Annotated in this window: 14 protein-coding genes; 2 read left to right on the top strand and 12 right to left on the bottom strand. The window is 43.5% G+C overall.

The annotated features are described in order from the left end of the window. Positions 1-147: 147 nt before the first annotated feature. On the bottom strand, positions 148-1,248 hold the full coding sequence (gene ychF, locus NFS43_RS19300) for a redox-regulated ATPase YchF (protein WP_251554420.1): 1,101 nt from the start codon (positions 1,246-1,248) through the stop codon (positions 148-150). A gap of 333 nt (positions 1,249-1,581) precedes the next feature. Between ychF and NFS43_RS19295 the strand changes: the two genes are divergently transcribed. Further along, entirely contained in the window at positions 1,582-4,692 is a 3,111-nt protein-coding gene (locus NFS43_RS19295) for an SH3 domain-containing protein (protein WP_251554419.1), read from the top strand. A gap of 38 nt (positions 4,693-4,730) precedes the next feature. Here the strand turns inward: NFS43_RS19295 and NFS43_RS19290 are convergent, their stop codons facing one another. The 4 genes from NFS43_RS19290 to NFS43_RS24460 all read right to left on the bottom strand — a co-directional run bounded on the left by NFS43_RS19290 (position 4,731) and on the right by NFS43_RS24460 (position 8,045). After that, positions 4,731-6,737: a molybdopterin-dependent oxidoreductase gene (locus tag NFS43_RS19290; RefSeq protein ID WP_251554418.1), complete on the bottom strand. Its 2,007-nt coding sequence runs from the start codon at positions 6,735-6,737 to the stop codon at positions 4,731-4,733. Between the two features lie 69 nt (positions 6,738-6,806). After that, complete coding sequence (locus tag NFS43_RS19285) at positions 6,807-7,004, bottom strand: DUF951 domain-containing protein (protein WP_251554417.1); 198 nt, start codon at positions 7,002-7,004, stop codon at positions 6,807-6,809. Positions 7,005-7,019: 15 nt separating this feature from the next. Beyond that, entirely contained in the window at positions 7,020-7,901 is an 882-nt protein-coding gene (locus tag NFS43_RS19280; protein ID WP_251554415.1) for a mechanosensitive ion channel family protein, read from the bottom strand. Between the two features lie 15 nt (positions 7,902-7,916). Further along, entirely contained in the window at positions 7,917-8,045 is a 129-nt protein-coding gene (locus NFS43_RS24460) for a hypothetical protein (protein ID WP_277613977.1), read from the bottom strand. Between the two features lie 78 nt (positions 8,046-8,123). Between NFS43_RS24460 and yyaC the strand changes: the two genes are divergently transcribed. Continuing rightward, entirely contained in the window at positions 8,124-8,738 is a 615-nt protein-coding gene (yyaC, locus tag NFS43_RS19275) for a spore protease YyaC (RefSeq protein WP_251554413.1), read from the top strand. A 127-nt stretch (positions 8,739-8,865) separates the two neighbouring features. Here yyaC and NFS43_RS19270 read toward each other — a convergent pair whose 3' ends face one another. The 7 genes from NFS43_RS19270 to mnmE form a co-directional block, all read right to left on the bottom strand. After that, positions 8,866-9,579, bottom strand: coding sequence for a DUF554 domain-containing protein (locus tag NFS43_RS19270; RefSeq protein ID WP_251554412.1), 714 nt, complete (start codon positions 9,577-9,579; stop codon positions 8,866-8,868). 54 nt (positions 9,580-9,633) lie between these two features. Continuing rightward, complete coding sequence (locus NFS43_RS19265; protein ID WP_251554411.1) at positions 9,634-10,482, bottom strand: ParB/RepB/Spo0J family partition protein; 849 nt, start codon at positions 10,480-10,482, stop codon at positions 9,634-9,636. Further along, the gene (locus tag NFS43_RS19260) at positions 10,475-11,236 is read right to left on the bottom strand and encodes a ParA family protein (RefSeq protein WP_251554410.1); all 762 of its coding nucleotides are present in this window, start codon (positions 11,234-11,236) and stop codon (positions 10,475-10,477) included. The genes NFS43_RS19265 and NFS43_RS19260 overlap by 8 nt, the downstream gene beginning before the upstream one ends. A 285-nt stretch (positions 11,237-11,521) precedes the next feature. Then, a complete protein-coding gene (noc, locus tag NFS43_RS19255) occupies positions 11,522-12,385 on the bottom strand; it encodes a nucleoid occlusion protein (protein WP_251554409.1) in 864 nt (287 codons plus the stop codon). Positions 12,386-12,523: 138 nt separating this feature from the next. Then, positions 12,524-13,240, bottom strand: a complete 717-nt coding sequence (rsmG, locus tag NFS43_RS19250; RefSeq protein WP_251554408.1) for a 16S rRNA (guanine(527)-N(7))-methyltransferase RsmG — start codon at positions 13,238-13,240, stop codon at positions 12,524-12,526. Positions 13,241-13,404: 164 nt separating this feature from the next. Next, complete coding sequence (mnmG, locus tag NFS43_RS19245; protein WP_251554407.1) at positions 13,405-15,297, bottom strand: tRNA uridine-5-carboxymethylaminomethyl(34) synthesis enzyme MnmG; 1,893 nt, start codon at positions 15,295-15,297, stop codon at positions 13,405-13,407. Positions 15,298-15,347: 50 nt separating this feature from the next. After that, positions 15,348-16,733, bottom strand: coding sequence for a tRNA uridine-5-carboxymethylaminomethyl(34) synthesis GTPase MnmE (gene mnmE, locus NFS43_RS19240; protein ID WP_251554406.1), 1,386 nt, complete (start codon positions 16,731-16,733; stop codon positions 15,348-15,350). Between the last annotated feature and the right edge of the window lie 291 nt (positions 16,734-17,024).

The following is a 17,024-nucleotide window of genomic DNA, read 5'->3' as shown; positions in this document are numbered from 1 at the left end:
GGAGCAATTATTCATTACTCACAAGTTGAAAGTATAACACAAAAAAACAGGAAAAGCAATGTCGCTTTCCTGTTTTTCAACTATTGAAAAAAAGTATAGAATTTTTGGCTGTGAGAATGGCCCTTCTTCAGGCCGCTTCCGTTTTTCTTATACATTAAATCGGAAGTGCATGACGTCTCCGTCTTTCACTTCGTAATCCTTGCCTTCCAAGCGGACCTTACCAGCTTCTTTTGCTGCCTGATAGCTTCCTGCCGCCACTAAATCATCAAATGATACAGTTTCTGCCCGGATAAATCCCCGTTCAAAATCGGAGTGGATAATGCCGGCACATTGTGGTGCTTTCATTCCTTTTTTGAAGGTCCAAGCCCGAACTTCCTGCACGCCTGCAGTGAAGTAAGTAGCAAGGCCCAGCAGGCTGTAAGCAGCCCGAATTAATTGATCGAGTCCAGATTCTTCGATCCCAAGCTCTTGAAGGAACATTTCCCTTTCTTCCCCTTCAAGCTCGGCAATTTCCTCTTCAATCTTGGCACAAATCACAATCACCTGTGCATTTTCTTTTGCCGCATACTCGCGGACCTGCTGTACATATTCATTCTCGGACGGATTTGCTACTTCCTCTTCACTGACATTTGCAACATAAAGAACTGGTTTAATGGTTAACAAATGCAAGTGTTTAGCAATTTTTAACTGGTCCTCTGTAAATTCAACGGACCGGGCAGGCTTTTCTGCTTCGAATGCTTCACGCAGTAATGAAAGCACTTCAAACTCTGCCATTGATTCTTTATCCTTTTGCTTCGCCAGTTTTTCGACACGGCCAATTCGCTTTTCCACCGTTTCCATATCGGCAAGGATTAACTCTAAATTGATGGTTTCAATATCAGAAATGGGGTCTACTTTTCCGGATACATGGGTAATATTTTCATCTGCAAAGCAGCGGACTACTTGGCAAATTGCATCTACTTCACGGATATGCGACAGGAATTTGTTTCCTAATCCTTCCCCTTTACTTGCACCCTTTACAATCCCGGCAATATCGGTGAATTCAAATGCTGTTGGGACGGTCTTTTTTGGTTGGACCAGCTCGGTTAATTTTTGCAAGCGTGCATCTGGCACCTCTACAATCCCTACATTGGGATCAATCGTACAGAAAGGATAATTCGCTGATTCCGCTCCTGCCTGGGTAATTGCATTAAATAATGTAGATTTGCCAACGTTCGGCAGACCCACAATACCAGCTGTTAATGCCATTGTCGTTCACTCCTTTTGGAAAAGTATCTATTTTAACAGATAAGTTGCCGATAAATTAAATAGACAAGCCTTTCACAATTATAGGCATTTAACAATGAAAAAACAAGATTGTTCAACATGAAACGGCTGTCAGACATATCGAATAATTTTTCCCAAAAAAATGTATATTGGTCATTTTTTTACATTATCAACCTATTATTTTAACAAAATTCTACAATCTTACCCAATCTTTCTATTAATTATGGTAAAATTTATGACAAAACTATTACTTTTGTCATATTTAAGGAAAAACCATACATATTTGTTGATTGCATCACTTATTGGAGGAGAGTAATGAGAAGGTCTAATAATCTGCAAATGGGCAGAAAATTTGAATTCCCCCATGAATCCAAAGGGGTTATAAAAAAAGCGATTATACCTACATTTTGTTTTGCTGTATTATCAACGGTTGCGTTTGAGGAAGCCGTTTTTGCAGAATCAGCCACTTCACCTGCAGGAGTCCGCAGTCAAGTATCCGCTGCGGTTAAGTATGTAAATGTAGCAAGCGGAACCTTAAATTTACGTAAAACAGCCTCAAGCAATTCGCCGATTCTTACATCCCTTAAAAACGGAACAGCTTTAACCGTCTATTCGGAAGTAAATGGCTGGGCACTCGTTCAGGTTAACGGCATGGAGGGATATGTCAGTACTGCCTTTATTTCTGAGAGCAGCAAAACGACTGCTGCTTCTCCTGTAACTAAATACGTCAATACGGACAGCGGTTCCTTAAACTTGCGGGAAAGTCCGGCAGCAAGCGGGAAAGTCCTCGACAAACTAACAAAAGGAACCGCCGTTACTGTCTACTCGGAAGCGAATGGCTGGGCAAAGGTACAGGTGAACGGGAAAGAAGGATATGTCAGCAGTGACTTTTTATCCTCAACAAATCCTAGTTCCGCACCTGCTCAGTCCCCGGCGCCAACTGTCGTAAAGGACAAGTATGTCAATGTCAGCAGCGGTTCCTTAAATATGCGCAACGGCAGTTCAACCAATGCCTCCGTGATTGTTAAGCTTGCAAAAGGAACGCCTGTAAAGGTTTATTCGGAGGCAAATGGCTGGGCAAAGATTGAAGCGTACGGAAAAACTGGTTATGTAAGTTCTGAATTTTTATCGGATACACCGCCAAGTTCCAGTAACACGCCACCTGCACAGTCCCCTGTTCCGCAATTGACTACAAAATATGTTAATGTCAATTCCGGATCGAGTTTGAATGTGCGGGCATCCGCCTCAACTAGTTCATCGGTGCTCGGAAAACTTGGCTCTCAATCCGAAGTGCAAGTCATTTCTGAAACCAATGGCTGGGCGAAAATTCAGTTTAATGGGAAAGAGGGCTATGTAAGCTCCAGTTTCCTCACGACGGTCAAACCCAATACCGCTGTCCAGCCGGAACAGCCGGCAGCTACTACGAAGGTAGTCAATGTCAATATCGGCTCTTCTTTAAATATGCGCAATAGCCCGGCAGCCAATGCCTCCATTTTAGTAAAATTGGCCAGAGGATTGGAAGTCAAGGTCCTCTCTGAAGCGAACGGATGGGCAAAGGTCGAAGCGTATGGGAAAACTGGTTATGTGAGTTCTGAATTTTTATCGGATACACTGTCAAGTTCTGGGAACTCTTCATCAGCTCCGGCGCCGGATCCGGCACCACAATTGACTATAAAATATGTCAATGTCAATTCCGGGTCGAGTTTGAATGTGCGGGCATCCGCCTCAACTGGTTCATCAATCATCGGGAAGCTTGACTTTCAATCCGAAGTGCAAGTCATTTCCGAAACCAATGGCTGGGCAAAAATCCAGTTTAATGGGAAAGAAGGTTATGTAAGCTCCAGTTTTCTCACAGCTGTCAAATCCGGCGCCCCTGCCCAGCAGCCGGAGCAGCCTGCAGCTGTCGCCAAGTATGTCAATGTCAACGTCGGCTCCTCTTTAAATATGCGTAAAAGTCCAGCAGCCAATGCCTCCATTTTGGTGAAACTGGCCAGAGGATTGGAAGTCAAAGTTCTCTCTGAAGCAAACGGATGGACAAAAATTGAGGCATATGGACAGATGGGATATGTAAGCTCTGAATTTTTATCGGCGGACAAAAATCTAGGAGCATCAGGAGGCCCTGCAAACGAATCCGGCACAGGGGCGGCTCCAAATCCAAACACAGATTCCGATGCCAATCCTCCTGCCGAAGCTCAGCCTGGCCCTGGACAAACTCCAGAAGATTCTCCTGCTTCTGGGACTAATACGGATTCTGATCCAAGCCCAGAGCAGTCTCAGCCAGCAGCCGAAACGAAATACGTGGATGTTATTTTTGGGTCCAGCCTAAATATGCGCGCCAATCCATCTACCAATGCAGCTATTATTACCAAGCTGGCACGGGGAACCATTGTCACAGTCCAATCCGTGGAAAACAATTGGGCTATGGTTACCGCAAATGGAAAAACGGGCTATGTCAGTGTCTTATACCTGTCTGATGCAGCACCATTTAACCCAAATGCAACGGGCGGCAACATTGAAAAAACCGTGGAAAATTATAATATCAGCCTAAGCGATATGGTAAAGCTTCAGATGGCTGTAAACCCACAAACCGATAAGGATTATTATACCTTTATCCGTTCTGATGCTCTGACGTTAACAGGCCCTTCAACCGGTATCGTGAATGGATCAGGCTGGAACCTCAGGGGAGGGGCCGGCACAGATTATTGGGTTGTTGGGCAGGTCAAAAATCACGATACGCTTCAAATATTGGCCGTTGTGACTGATGATAAAGGGATGGAATGGTACCAGGTGGCCTATAATAAGTCCTGGGTCAATGCCAGCCCGGAAGATGTTGCATATTATTTGGATCCGAATAATTTCCAAGACAGTGCTGTTGATTCTATGCAATTCCTTAAACTATCGATGACCGCTAATTTGAATGCCAATGAAGTCAATGAACGGGTTCTGGCTGGCAAAGGCATTTTACAAAGCCAAGCTGCCACATTTATAACGGCCGGAATGACCTATGGGGTTAATGAAATGTATTTAATTTCTCATGCCTTATTAGAGACTGCTAACGGGTCATCCCAGCTGGCCAATGGTGTCTTATATAACGGAAGATTGGTATACAATATGTATGGTATCGGCGCTTATGATAACAGTGCTGTTAACAGCGGTGCCCAGTTTGCTTACAATGCAGGATGGTTTACACCGGAAGACGCGATTATTGGCGGGGCACAATTTATCGCCAATGGCTATATTAATGCAGGCCAGGATACCTTATATAAAATGCGATGGAATCCTGATTCCGCCGCACAAAAAGGTTATGCCTCCCATCAATATGCAACCGATATTGGCTGGGCTGCCAAGCAAGTGAAGCAAATTTATAATTTATATAGTTTAATAGATTCCTATAAACTCATACTGGAAATTCCACAGTATAAATAAAAGAAATGGGGCTCCCATAAGAGGAAGCCCCATTTCTTTTATTCAATTTTTTCCAAATTAACCAAACAATCATACAAAGTACTGCCAAGTCCATTATCAGATTCTGTACTGGAAGTTAGCTGATTGACGGAACCGCCAAATTTCTTCCAAATGCCTTCATCGATATTTACCGTGTTGGGATGGGCTGCTGGAAGAATTGAAATATAGCCTTTTACTTCGCCCCTGTTGTTCCACACCCTGACAAAATCGCCGTTTTTTAATTCCCGGTCATCAGCAATGTTAGCAGCAATTTCCACCTTCACTTTGACAGTATCGCCTAGCAAATGATAGTTTTGCGAATGATTGGAACGCATAGGATGAATCGTCAGCAAACTGTATGGATAGTTCTGCGCAAGAGCAGGATTTCGCCATTTTGATTCCTTAGGGACAGCTAATGATAGCTTTCCATTTCCCATTTTTTCCTCACCCAAAGAGGAGGTAAATTCAAATTTTCCTGTCCTCGTATTGAATTTTCGATCCTGCCACGGAATTTTATTCACCGGCAATTCCAGTGTATGCTGCTCTTTTAATGCCTCCAACGAATATCCCTTTTCCGCTAAGGGCACGAGCGTCATGTTTAACCATTCTTCTCTAGTAAACTCAAAATCTGCCCCAAAGCCAAGCCTGTCCGCCAATTGCGTCCAAATCCACAAATCTGGCTTTGCCTCACCAGGAGAAGGGACAAGCTGCGGACCATAGTTCACATAGTGGTGATACATTGAGGAGTAATAGATATCCTCTTCTTCAAAAGCAGTGGCTGCCGGCAATACATAATCAGCCAGCATCGCTGTATCTGTCATAAATTGGTCGACTGCCACCAATGTGCCGGCCGAAGAAAATGCTTTTTCTGCCACATTCGTATCGGGCAGCTGTGTAAGCGGGTTTCCGCAGGTTACAAAAATCATTTTAATTTCCGGATCCTTGGCTGCCAAAATTTCTTCTGCCTGCTTCATGATGGAAAATTGGCGAAAGCTTTGCTTGCGGCCGGCCAATGTTAGTTCATCAAACGCAAAGCTTTGGCCAACCTGAAGATTGGCATAATTTGCTCCACCGCCGTCTATCCCAATATTGCCGCTTACGGCGCACAATGCATCAATCAGCCGGATGGTGTTGCCGCCATTTTCGTAGCGCTGCATTCCTAGCCCCATATAGGTCGAGGCTGGCCGATCACCATAAATATAGGCTAATTTTGTGATAACTTCTTCAGGGACCTCCGTCATTTCACTAATTTGTTCAAGGGAATTGCTGTTAACAAGTTGAAGCAAATCAGCAAAGCCGTGGGTATATTGTTCAATAAATTCCTTGTCTTCGAGCTCCAGGCGGAGTATTTCCTTTATGATGCCGGCTGCCAGTATGCCGTCCATTCCCGGTTTGATGGAAATATGCTGATCAGCCAGTTTGGCTGTGGCATTATAAAGCGGGTCAATCACATATAAATGAGAACCGTGCTTCTTTGCCTCCAAAAGCTTTTCATAGAAATGCATGTTCGTTCTGGCAACATTTCTCCCCCAGATGATAATATTCCTGCTGTTCAGCACATCATTAGGGGCATGGCTCCAGGCATTGCCAAAGTCCCATTTTTGCGCTTCTATTCCCGATCCCCAGCACAGTGAGCCGTATAGTTCGGTTACCCCGCCATAGCAATTGAAAAACCGCTGATCAAGGTTTTTTAGAATCCCATTATTGGCATAATCATGGCTATGCAAGACGGCTGTTGAGCCATACGTTTCTTTAATGCGCAGCATCTCAGCAGCGATCTCATCAAGTGCTTGTTCCCAAGAGATTTCCTGGAACTGGCCATTTACTTTTTTTAATGGATGCATCAGCCGTTCGGGCGAATTGGTTCTCGCCTCAAGCATCCGGCCGCGGGCACAAATTTTCCCCTTTGTAATGGGATGGTCCGGGTCCCCTTCCACCTTCGTCACCCGTCCGTTTTCGATCGTTACTTGAAAACCGCAGCTATCCCAGCAATTCAGCGGACATGCTGCCTTACGGACTATTGCCAACTCGCCACCCCCCAAAGTATAGTTTATCTTATAAGAATACTATCATTTTTATAAAAAAAGAAGCATGAGCTATTCTTCATGCTTCACCAATATCTTCTTCATTTTGCGTCCAAACTCTTTTCTTGGAATGAGAACACTATGCCCGCAGCCTTCACACTTAATGCGGATGTCCATTCCCATTCGAATGATTTTCCAGCGATTGGCACCACACGGATGCTGCTTCTTCATCTCGACTACATCATTGATTCCAAACTGCTTTTCCTCCATTCGCCATATCCCCCTTTATACACCAGTATCTTTTAATTGTTCGTCTCTTGACAGCATAACCATTCGTGGATAAGGAATTTCAATGCCATGCTCATCTAAATATAGTTTCACATCTCGTCTGAGCTTCCTTGCGACAGGGAAATGCATCATTGGCTTAGTTTCCGCCACAATCCGAAAGACAACCTCTGAGGGGCCAAGATGTTGAATCCCTAACAGATCTGGGCGCTTGACCAGCTCTTCGTATTTATCCGGCAGAGTATCCAATAATTCACTGATCACTTTTTCCGCCTTTTCTATGTCCTCTTCATAAGCAATTCCCACATCGACGACTGCTATACTATTATGAAGGGAAAAATTGGTAACTTCTGTAATGCTGCCATTCGGCACAATATGAACCTCACCTGTCCAGTTTTTGATCTTGGTGGTGCGAAGCCCGATCGCTTCGACGTCTCCTTCAAATTGTCCGATTCGGATATGGTCCCCTACGGAAAACTGATCCTCAAAAATAATAAAGAACCCCGAAATAATATCTTTGACTAGACTTTGTGCCCCAAAACCCACTGCCAAGCCGACAATCCCTGCACCAGCCAGCAAGGCTTTTACATCAATGTCCATAACAGAGAGGATCATCATGATGGCAATGAAATAAATGACATAAACAACGACATTATCCAATAATCGAGCCAGTGTTTCTTCCCGCCGGATATTTGTGCCAAGTGGAGATAAATTTCTAAGTTTAAAAATGTTGCGTATCGCCACTTTCATAATCCGGATCAAGATATTGGCAGCCGCTAATATGATCAAGATTTTTAGCAGGCCTTCTCCCAAGTTTAGCCAAGTATCTTCATTCTGCAGTTTATCAACAATTCTTTGCATACTTTTTTCAGTAAAACTCATTTAAGCACCCTTCCTTCATTCCAACTGACCTAAACCTAATTTTAAGCATTGTCCAGCCTGGTGCCCAAGCACTTTGCTTTTCCCCTTTATTTTAGCAATTTTTCTTGGAGGAGAATAGCGTCCAGCTATTACTTTTTCTTCCATGACAATGTATAGAATTCTATTATTTTCCGTATACTGTTAAGGCATATGACCGGATTTAAACGTTAGGGAGTGGACTTAATGAATCTCAAACCCAAATTATTCGATCGCAGGGGCAAGGCCCAGTTCATGCATGATGATTTCCATGCATCCGAAAACCTTGCTGCAGAATTATTAGAGCATTTGCCAACCGTTACTGGCCGTCCCATTGTTTTCATCTGCATTGGCACGGACCGCTCCACAGGGGATTCATTAGGGCCGCTTATTGGAACATTACTAGAGGAAAAGAATCTTAAAGATTTTTCCATCTATGGGACTTTGGATGAGCCGATTCATGCTGTAAATTTAGCAGAAAAATTAGCAGAGATTCAAACAAAACACATTGATCCCTTTATTATTGGTGTTGACGCCTGCCTAGGGCGAATCAAAAATGTCGGAATGATTCAGGTCGGAATGGGTCCCGTTAAGCCTGGAGCTGGAGTAAATAAGGAATTGCCTGCTGTAGGTGAATTACATATTACAGGAATTGTCAATGTCAGCGGATTTATGGAATTTTTTGTGCTGCAAAACACCAGGCTAAATCTTGTCATGCGTATGGCTAAAACCATTGCCAATGGCATTTTCCAGGCAAGCCAGTTGTATCAGCAGCATACTTGGACAGATTTGAAATGGGCAGAAGAAGAGAAGCCCATGTAACTGACATTTTAATAGGCTGAAAAAAAGCTAGTGGCAATTCTTTACGTTGAATTGCCACCTTCAATTGGGGGCGGAAATCAACAGGTCTATTAATCTAGGAGCCTTTTAATGAAATGCCTTTTCTCAATTAAAAAGCTGTGTGGTAAAAATATACAATTGTTACACTGATCGCAACCACTATGATTCCCGGCAGAAGGTTAGCAACCTTTATTTTCGTCAGGCCAATCATATTTAGTCCTATCGCAAAAATCATAATTCCGCCGGCAGCCGTCATTTCTATGATAAACTGATCCATCAGCGCCTTTGGAACTAATCTGTCTATTTGTGTGGCAAATAAAGAAATCAGGCCTTCATAAAGCACAACTGGAATAGCGGAGAAAATGACGCCAATCCCTAAAGTCGTGGTTAAAATTAAGGCGGTAAACCCGTCAATCACAGATTTTGTGTAAAGAACATCATGATCTCCACGAATTCCACTATCAAGTGCCCCAATAATCGCCATGGCCCCAATGACAAATATGAGCGTGGCCGTAACAAAACCTTCGGAAATACTGCCTTTGTCATTTGAACCGACTTTTTTCTCCAGCAATAGACCTAACTGATTTAATTTTTCCTCCAACTGGATCCATTCACCAATGACAGCACCAGCCACTAAACTAATGATCACAATGAGGAAGTTTTCCGATTTCAACCCCATTTGCAGTCCTAAAACCATGACCGACAATCCAATTCCATACATGACAGTCGTTTTCATGCCTTCCGGAATCCGATTCAGCAGCTTGCCAAGCATGGTTCCAATAATTATTAATAAGCCATTTACCAGTGTTCCCAATAAAAACATGAACTAATTTTCTCCCTTTCTCATAAAAAAATAAACCACCGATAAGATGGCCTATTAGGATTCCTCTTGTCCCAGCAGTTCTAAAATTCGCTCCAAGTCGTCCTTGGAGAAGAATTCTATTTCAATTTTGCCTTTATTTTTATTTTGCTTAATATGGACAGTGGTTCCAAATCGTTCTCCTAAGAAATGTTCCCGTTCCAATAAAAAGACATCCTTTTTCTTTTCCGGTTTCTTTGTTTCACGTGGAACATTTTCATTCAATTCTTGAATTAACTTTTCCAACTGGCGGACATTTAACGATTCCTTTATGACCTTTTCGACCAGGCTTGGCAGCAAAGATTTCTGCCTTAACCCCAATAAGGCACGCCCATGGCCCATGGTTATTTTCTCTTCGGCAATTAACTCCTGGATCTTCGGCGGCAGTGAGAGGAGCCGGATATGATTGGCGATGTGAGGCCGGCTTTTTCCTAACCGTTTTGCCACCTCTTCCTGAGTCAGCTTCAGCTTCTCCATTAAGGTCTGGTAGGCTTGTCCTTCTTCAATTGGATTTAAATCTTCCCTCTGCAGGTTCTCAAGAACCGCCAGTTCCATCATCTGCTGCTCAGAAAGTTCCCGGACTACAGCGGGTACGGTTTCCAGCTTAGCCTCTTTTGCAGCACGATAACGGCGTTCCCCTACGACAATTTCATAGCCCTTAATACTTTTTCTTACAACGAGAGGCTGCAGGATTCCATGCTCCAGGATGGAAGCTTTCAATTCGTCAATGGCCTCTTGTTGAAAGGTTTTTCGGGGCTGATAGGGATTAGGGCGGAGATCCTGTACCTTAATCTCCTGAACGGTTTCCTCTTTACCAGGTTCCATGCTAAAGAAGGCATTCAAACCTTTTCCTAAACCTTTAGCCATTCGCGACCACTTCCTTTGCTAAATCTAAATATACTTCAGCGCCGCGGGATTTTGCATCATAGGTAATGATCGGTTCCCCATGGCTTGGAGCCTCACTTAGACGAACATTTCTTGGAATAATGGTTTTATAGACTTTATCCTGGAAGTACTTTTTCACTTCCTCAATGACTTGAATGCCTAAATTCGTCCGGGCATCCAGCATCGTTAATAAAACACCTTCAATTTTCAAATCTTGATTAAGGTGTTTTTGCACTAGCCTTACCGTGTTTAATAGCTGGCTTAAGCCTTCCAGGGCATAGTATTCACACTGAACAGGAATGATGACCGAGTCCGAGGCAGTTAAGGCATTCAGCGTCAATAGTCCTAATGACGGCGGACAATCAATAATAATATAATCAAACTGATTTTTGACTTCTTCAAGTGCCCGTTTCAGACGCACTTCCCTTGAAATAGTTGGAACCAGCTCAATTTCTGCCCCTGCCAGCTGGATGGTAGCCGGGATGGCCGATAAATTTTCAATCGCTGTTGGCCGAATAACATCCTTTGCTTCCACATCATCTACTAATACATCATATATACATTGGTCAACTTCTGCCTTTTCAATTCCGACGCCGCTAGTGGCGTTGCCTTGCGGATCCACGTCGACTAATAAGACTTTCTTGCCTATATAAGCTAAGCAGGCGCCTAGGTTGACAGACGTAGTCGTTTTGCCGACTCCGCCTTTTTGGTTCGCGATAGAAAGGATCTTACCCACGATGTCACCTACCCTTACAATTCTCCAAAAATTTTAAACTTCTAATTTAGCAATTTAAAAAAATGACGAGTTTTTTTGTCACTTTTAAACCAACAGCACTAAAAAATAAAATACCATTCCTTTATTTTATCATGAAATGATAGGCTTGGAATTTTTTTTCTAAAAAATATTGACCATGTTACTTGAATAGTTGTCATTAATTGGTATTTCCCAAGCAATAGTTGAACTGAAAAAAAGCCAAAAGAAAGAGGATGGCATAGAAGTCCATCCTCTTAGGCTGATCCTTTATTTTTTCTTGGGAATTCGAATCGTAAATTGGTAAAAATCGTCGAATTCTTGCTCCTCTGAATCCAAATTAATTCCGCTATCCGAGACCATGGATAATGATTGGCGGATGGTATTGACCGCAATCCTCATGTCCTTGCTGAAAGCCTTTCGCTTCGGTTTGGGCTTGGCGTTTTTTTCTTCTAAAAGCTTAACCACCCGCTCCTCCGTCTGTTTCACATTCAAGTTTTTTTCAATGACTTCTCCCAGCAGGGCCACTTGTTTTTCCGGATCCTTTAACGGGATTAGTGCACGTGCATGTCGCTCCGTAATCGACTTATTCAATAAGGCATCCTGCACTGGCTGAGGCAATTTAAGCAGCCTCAGTTTATTGGCTACGGTGGACTGCCCTTTCCCCAGCCTTTGGGCTAACGCTTCCTGGGTCAGGTTGTGCAATTCCAGAAGCTTTCCATAGGCTATGGCTTCCTCAATTGGGGATAATTCTTCCCGCTGCAGGTTTTCAATTAACGCAATGGATGCTGTCTGAGTATCAGATAAATTTTTTATAATCGCAGGCGCTTCTGTCCAGCCAAGCCTTTTCATGGCCCGCCAACGGCGTTCCCCGGCAATTATTTCGTATTGATTCCTATCAAATTGTCTGACGACAATGGGCTGAATAATTCCGTGTATGTGAATCGTTCTAGATAACTCTTCTATTTTTTCTTCATCAAAAACGGTTCTAGGCTGAAATCGGTTAGGAACAATTTGCTCAATCGGAATCTTTTGGATTTCCTCGTTCTTTTCGAGATTTAACTCTTCTTCCAGCTCTTCCGTTTGTTGTTCTTTATCGCCAAGACCAAAAAAGCGTGTAAACGAATTTTTCATCCCCGAACACCACCTTTACGAAACTCCCTAATACATATTCTCTATAAATAAATGTTCTTCCTGCCTAGGATATCATTTTTCTCGTCCAAAAGCACCCTTTTTCAGAAAACGGGCAGCAGGTGTGTAACCCGCATTTCCTTACTCAATCGGAGTTTTATTGGGTGTTCCAGGCTTACGCGGATATTTTTTAGGAGTAGGTTTATCCTTATGGATTAAAATGACTGTTCGTTCGAAATTCTCAATTGGCAGCGTAAAGGTAAACTTCTTTTCCAGTTTTCCCCCAAGCGTAGCGATTGCCTTCTTGCCTGCCGCCAATTCTTCTTCGGCATTTACGGCTTTTAAGGCTACAAAGTGCCCGCCCTGTTTGACCAGCGGCAAACATAATTCACTAAGAACAGACATTCTGGCAACCGCTCTGGCGGTCACCACGTCAAAGCTTTCCCGATATTTGGGATTGCTCCCAAAGGTTTCTGCACGATCATGAACAAAATGGACATTTTCTAAGTTCAATTTGTCAGCTAAATGGTTTAAAAAATGGATCCGTTTATTCAATGAATCCACAATCGTTATTTGGAGATGAGGAAAAACGATTTTTAATGGAATACTTGGGAATCCGGCACCTGCACCGACATCACAAACATGAATGGGCTTTGTAAAATCGAAATAAAATGCCGCCGAAATGGAGTCATAAAAATGTTTTAAATAGACTTCCCCTTTTTCGGTAATCGCGGTTAAATTGATTTTCTCGTTCCATTCCACCAGTGTCTCATAATATTTTTCAAACTGGTCAAGCTGCTGTTCGGTAAGGACGATTCCTTTTTCTTGAAGACTTGCGGCAAATTGGTCGCTATTCATTCCTATTCCTCACTAACCTATCTTGCAAAAGCGCCCAGCAGCACGATGGGCCGCTTTTGCTTGTTATTTATTTTAAAACTATCTATCAAGGCAGTTAATTTCTGCTCTAATCAACTTGGTTTCCTTAAGAAACCTGCATCTAAAAAATTATAACTTAGGCTTATTTAGTCATTAACTACTTTTGCAATCTTGCCTTGTTCTAAATACACGAGCAGGATGGAGATGTCTGCTGGGTTTACGCCGGATATTCTTGATGCTTGCGCAAGGGTCAATGGCTGAATTTTTTTCAGCTTTTGTTTTGCTTCATTGGCAAGCCCTGAAATGGCATCATAATCGATGTTTTCCGGTATCCGCTTATCTTCCATTTTCTTCAGCCGGTCGACCTGCTGTAATGATTTTTCAATATAGCCCTCGTATTTAATTTGTATTTCTACTTGTTCCTTGATTTCCTCAGCTAAAGAAACCTCTGCATGGGTAATTGACTCCAGCATTTCATAGGTCATTTCCGGTCTTTTTAATAAATCGGAGGCACGAATGCCATCCTTTAATTCACTGCCGCCAATGCTTTTAATCAGATCTTGAAGCTTTTGATCAGACGGCTTTAAAATCGTATCTTGCAGTCTTTGTTTCTCCGCTTCAATGGCTGCCTTTTTCTCCAAAAATTTTGCGTAACGCTCTTCACGGATTAGCCCAATTTTGCGGCCAATCTCTGTCAGGCGAAGATCGGCATTATCATGGCGAAGAAGTAGACGGTATTCGGCACGGGAGGTAAGCAAACGGTAAGGTTCGTTTGTCCCTTTTGTCACTAAGTCGTCAATCAATACTCCAATGTAAGCCTCCGATCGGCTTAACACTAATTCTTCGCGGCCAAGTGCCCTTAAGCCGGCATTAATGCCCGCCATAACGCCCTGGCCGGCTGCTTCCTCATATCCGGAAGTGCCATTAATTTGGCCTGCGGTATAAAGGTTTTTTACCACTTTGGTCTCTAAAGTTGGCCAGAGCTGGGTCGGTTTGATGGCATCATATTCGATGGCATAACCCGCCCGCATCATTTGAGCCTGTTCCAATCCTGGCACTGTTTTAAGAATTTCTTTTTGTACATCTTCCGGCAGGCTGGTTGATAAACCTTGGACGTACACTTCTCTTGTATTTCGGCCTTCAGGCTCCAAGAAAATTTGATGGCGCGGTTTATCATTAAACCGGACCACTTTATCCTCAATCGACGGGCAATAACGCGGACCAGTTCCTTTAATCATTCCGGAATACATCGGTGAGCGATGCAGGTTTTGATCAATAATTTGATGTGTCCGCTCATTGGTATAGGTTAACCAGCATGGCAGCTGATCGGTGATAAATTTCGTTGTTTCATATGAAAAAGCTCTTGGCTCTTCATCCCCCGGCTGAATTTCCGTCTTGCTGTAATCGATCGTATTGCTATTCACCCGAGGCGGCGTCCCTGTTTTAAAGCGGACTAATTCAAAGCCGAGCTGCTCGAGATGTTCCGACAGTCGAATCGACGGCTGCTGATTATTAGGACCGCTTGAATATTTTAATTCCCCAATAATGATTTCGCCGCGCAGGAAGGTTCCAGTTGTGATGACAACCGTCTTGGCATGGTAGACCGCACCGGTTTTGGTTACGACACCAGTGCAAACCCCGTCCTCGACAATCAGCTGTTCTACCATCCCTTGAAGCAATGTCAAGTTCGGTTCTTCCTCTAGTGTTTTCTTCATTTCATGCTGATAAGCAAATTTATCTGCCTGTGCCCTTAACGCGCGCACCGCAGGGCCTTTCCCAGTATTGAGCATCCGCATTTGGATATACGTTTTATCAATATTTTTGCCCATTTCTCCGCCAAGTGCATCAATTTCCCGGACCACTATGCCTTTTGCCGGACCGCCTACAGAGGGGTTACATGGCATAAAGGCTACCATATCCAAATTGATTGTAATCATTAATGTTTTTGCGCCAAGCCTTGCCGCCGCGAGGCCAGCCTCACAGCCCGCATGGCCAGCACCAACAACAATAACGTCAAAGTTTCCAGCTTCGTATTGCATGTTTTACGTTCCTCCTTTTCCGCATGATTGCGGAAAAAACTATTCCTTTTCTATTTCCCTAGACAAAACTGCGAGAATAACTGATTAATAAGGCTTTCATGAACCGTGTCCCCAATGATTTCACCGAGCAGTTCCCATGTTCTCGTCAAGTCAATTTGAATAATATCTATCGGTGTTCCCATTTCTACGCCTTCCAAAACATCCTCAATGGCCTGTAGGCTTTGATGCAACAAGGCGATGTGGCGGCTGTTAGAAACATACGTGACATCCTTGGCTTCGATTTGTCCGCCAAAGAAAATAGCGGCAATCGCTTCCTCTAATTGGTCCACCCCTTGGTCTTCCAAAAGCGAAGTGGTGACCATCCTGCGCCCTTGCGCTAACTGCCTGACTTTCTCCATATCAATTTTTGGAGGAAGATCGGTTTTATTCACGATGATAATGACATCCATTCCTTCAACGGCTTCAAAAAGGTTTTCATCCTCTTTGGTCAATTCATCGGAGTAGTTCAATACGAGCAAGATTAAATCGGCTTCCTTTAGCACCTGCCGCGAGCGCTCTACGCCGATCCGTTCCACGATATCCTCTGTTTCCCTGATCCCGGCAGTATCTAACAGCCTTAACGGCACCCCGCGGACATTGACATACTCTTCAATAACATCACGGGTTGTACCAGGAATGTCCGTTACAATCGCCTTATTTTCCTGAACAAGACTATTTAATAAAGAAGACTTCCCAACATTCGGCCGCCCCACAATAACCGTGGACAGGCCCTCTCTAAGGATTTTCCCCTGCTGTGAGGTCTGCAGCAGCTTATTAAGCTCCTCCTTGACATATTGGGCCTTCTGTTTCATTAATTTATGGGTCATCTCTTCGACATCATCATACTCAGGATAGTCAATATTGACTTCCACCTGTGCCAGGACCTCTAATATTTCCTGACGCAGCCTGTGAATCAGCCTCGATAAACGCCCTTCCATTTGGCCAAGTGCCATATTCATGGCCTTGTCTGTTTTGGCACGAATTAAATCCATCACGGCCTCCGCTTGTGATAAGTCAATTCTCCCGTTCAAGAACGCGCGCTTTGTAAATTCCCCAGGTTCAGCAAGCCGCGCGCCTGAGTTTAACACCAGCTGGAGGACCCGATTCACCGACACTATGCCGCCATGGCAATTGATTTCTACTACATCTTCCTTTGTAAACGTCTTTGGCCCTTTCATGATTGAAACCATGACCTCTTCGACTATTTGTCCGGTCTTTGGGTCTCTCATGTGACCATAATGAATAGTATGCGTGGCCATATTGATGAGCCTTTTTCCGCCAACACCGCTAAACAGTTTGTCCGCAATCGGTATCGAATCCGCCCCGCTCAATCTGACAATTGCAATGGCTCCCTCCCCCATCGGAGTCGAAATTGCAGCAATCGTATCCATCTCCATCTTCTTCACCTCACTAAAGACAATTATCTATATACAAATCAGAAATTTTTTATGCAAAGTATTACAATATCATAAAAAAGCCAGCTTTTGGAGCAAACTGACTTATCCACAACAAAAATAAAGATCAGATACTATTCTAACTTATCCACATGTGAATAACAAGAAAAGCAGGGGCAATTCAATGGTGGCTTTTTGCAGAGGGAGACACCGAAGGACACGAGAGTTCAGGAATTGGAACTGTATATCCCTCAAATTTTAAACAATTAAAAAGACACCCTATCAATAGATAGA

The sequence above is a fragment of the Neobacillus muris genome, from assembly GCF_943193175.1.
Lineage (GTDB): Bacteria > Bacillota > Bacilli > Bacillales > Cytobacillaceae > Neobacillus > Neobacillus muris.
This window is presented reverse-complemented; position numbering and strand designations above follow the sequence as displayed.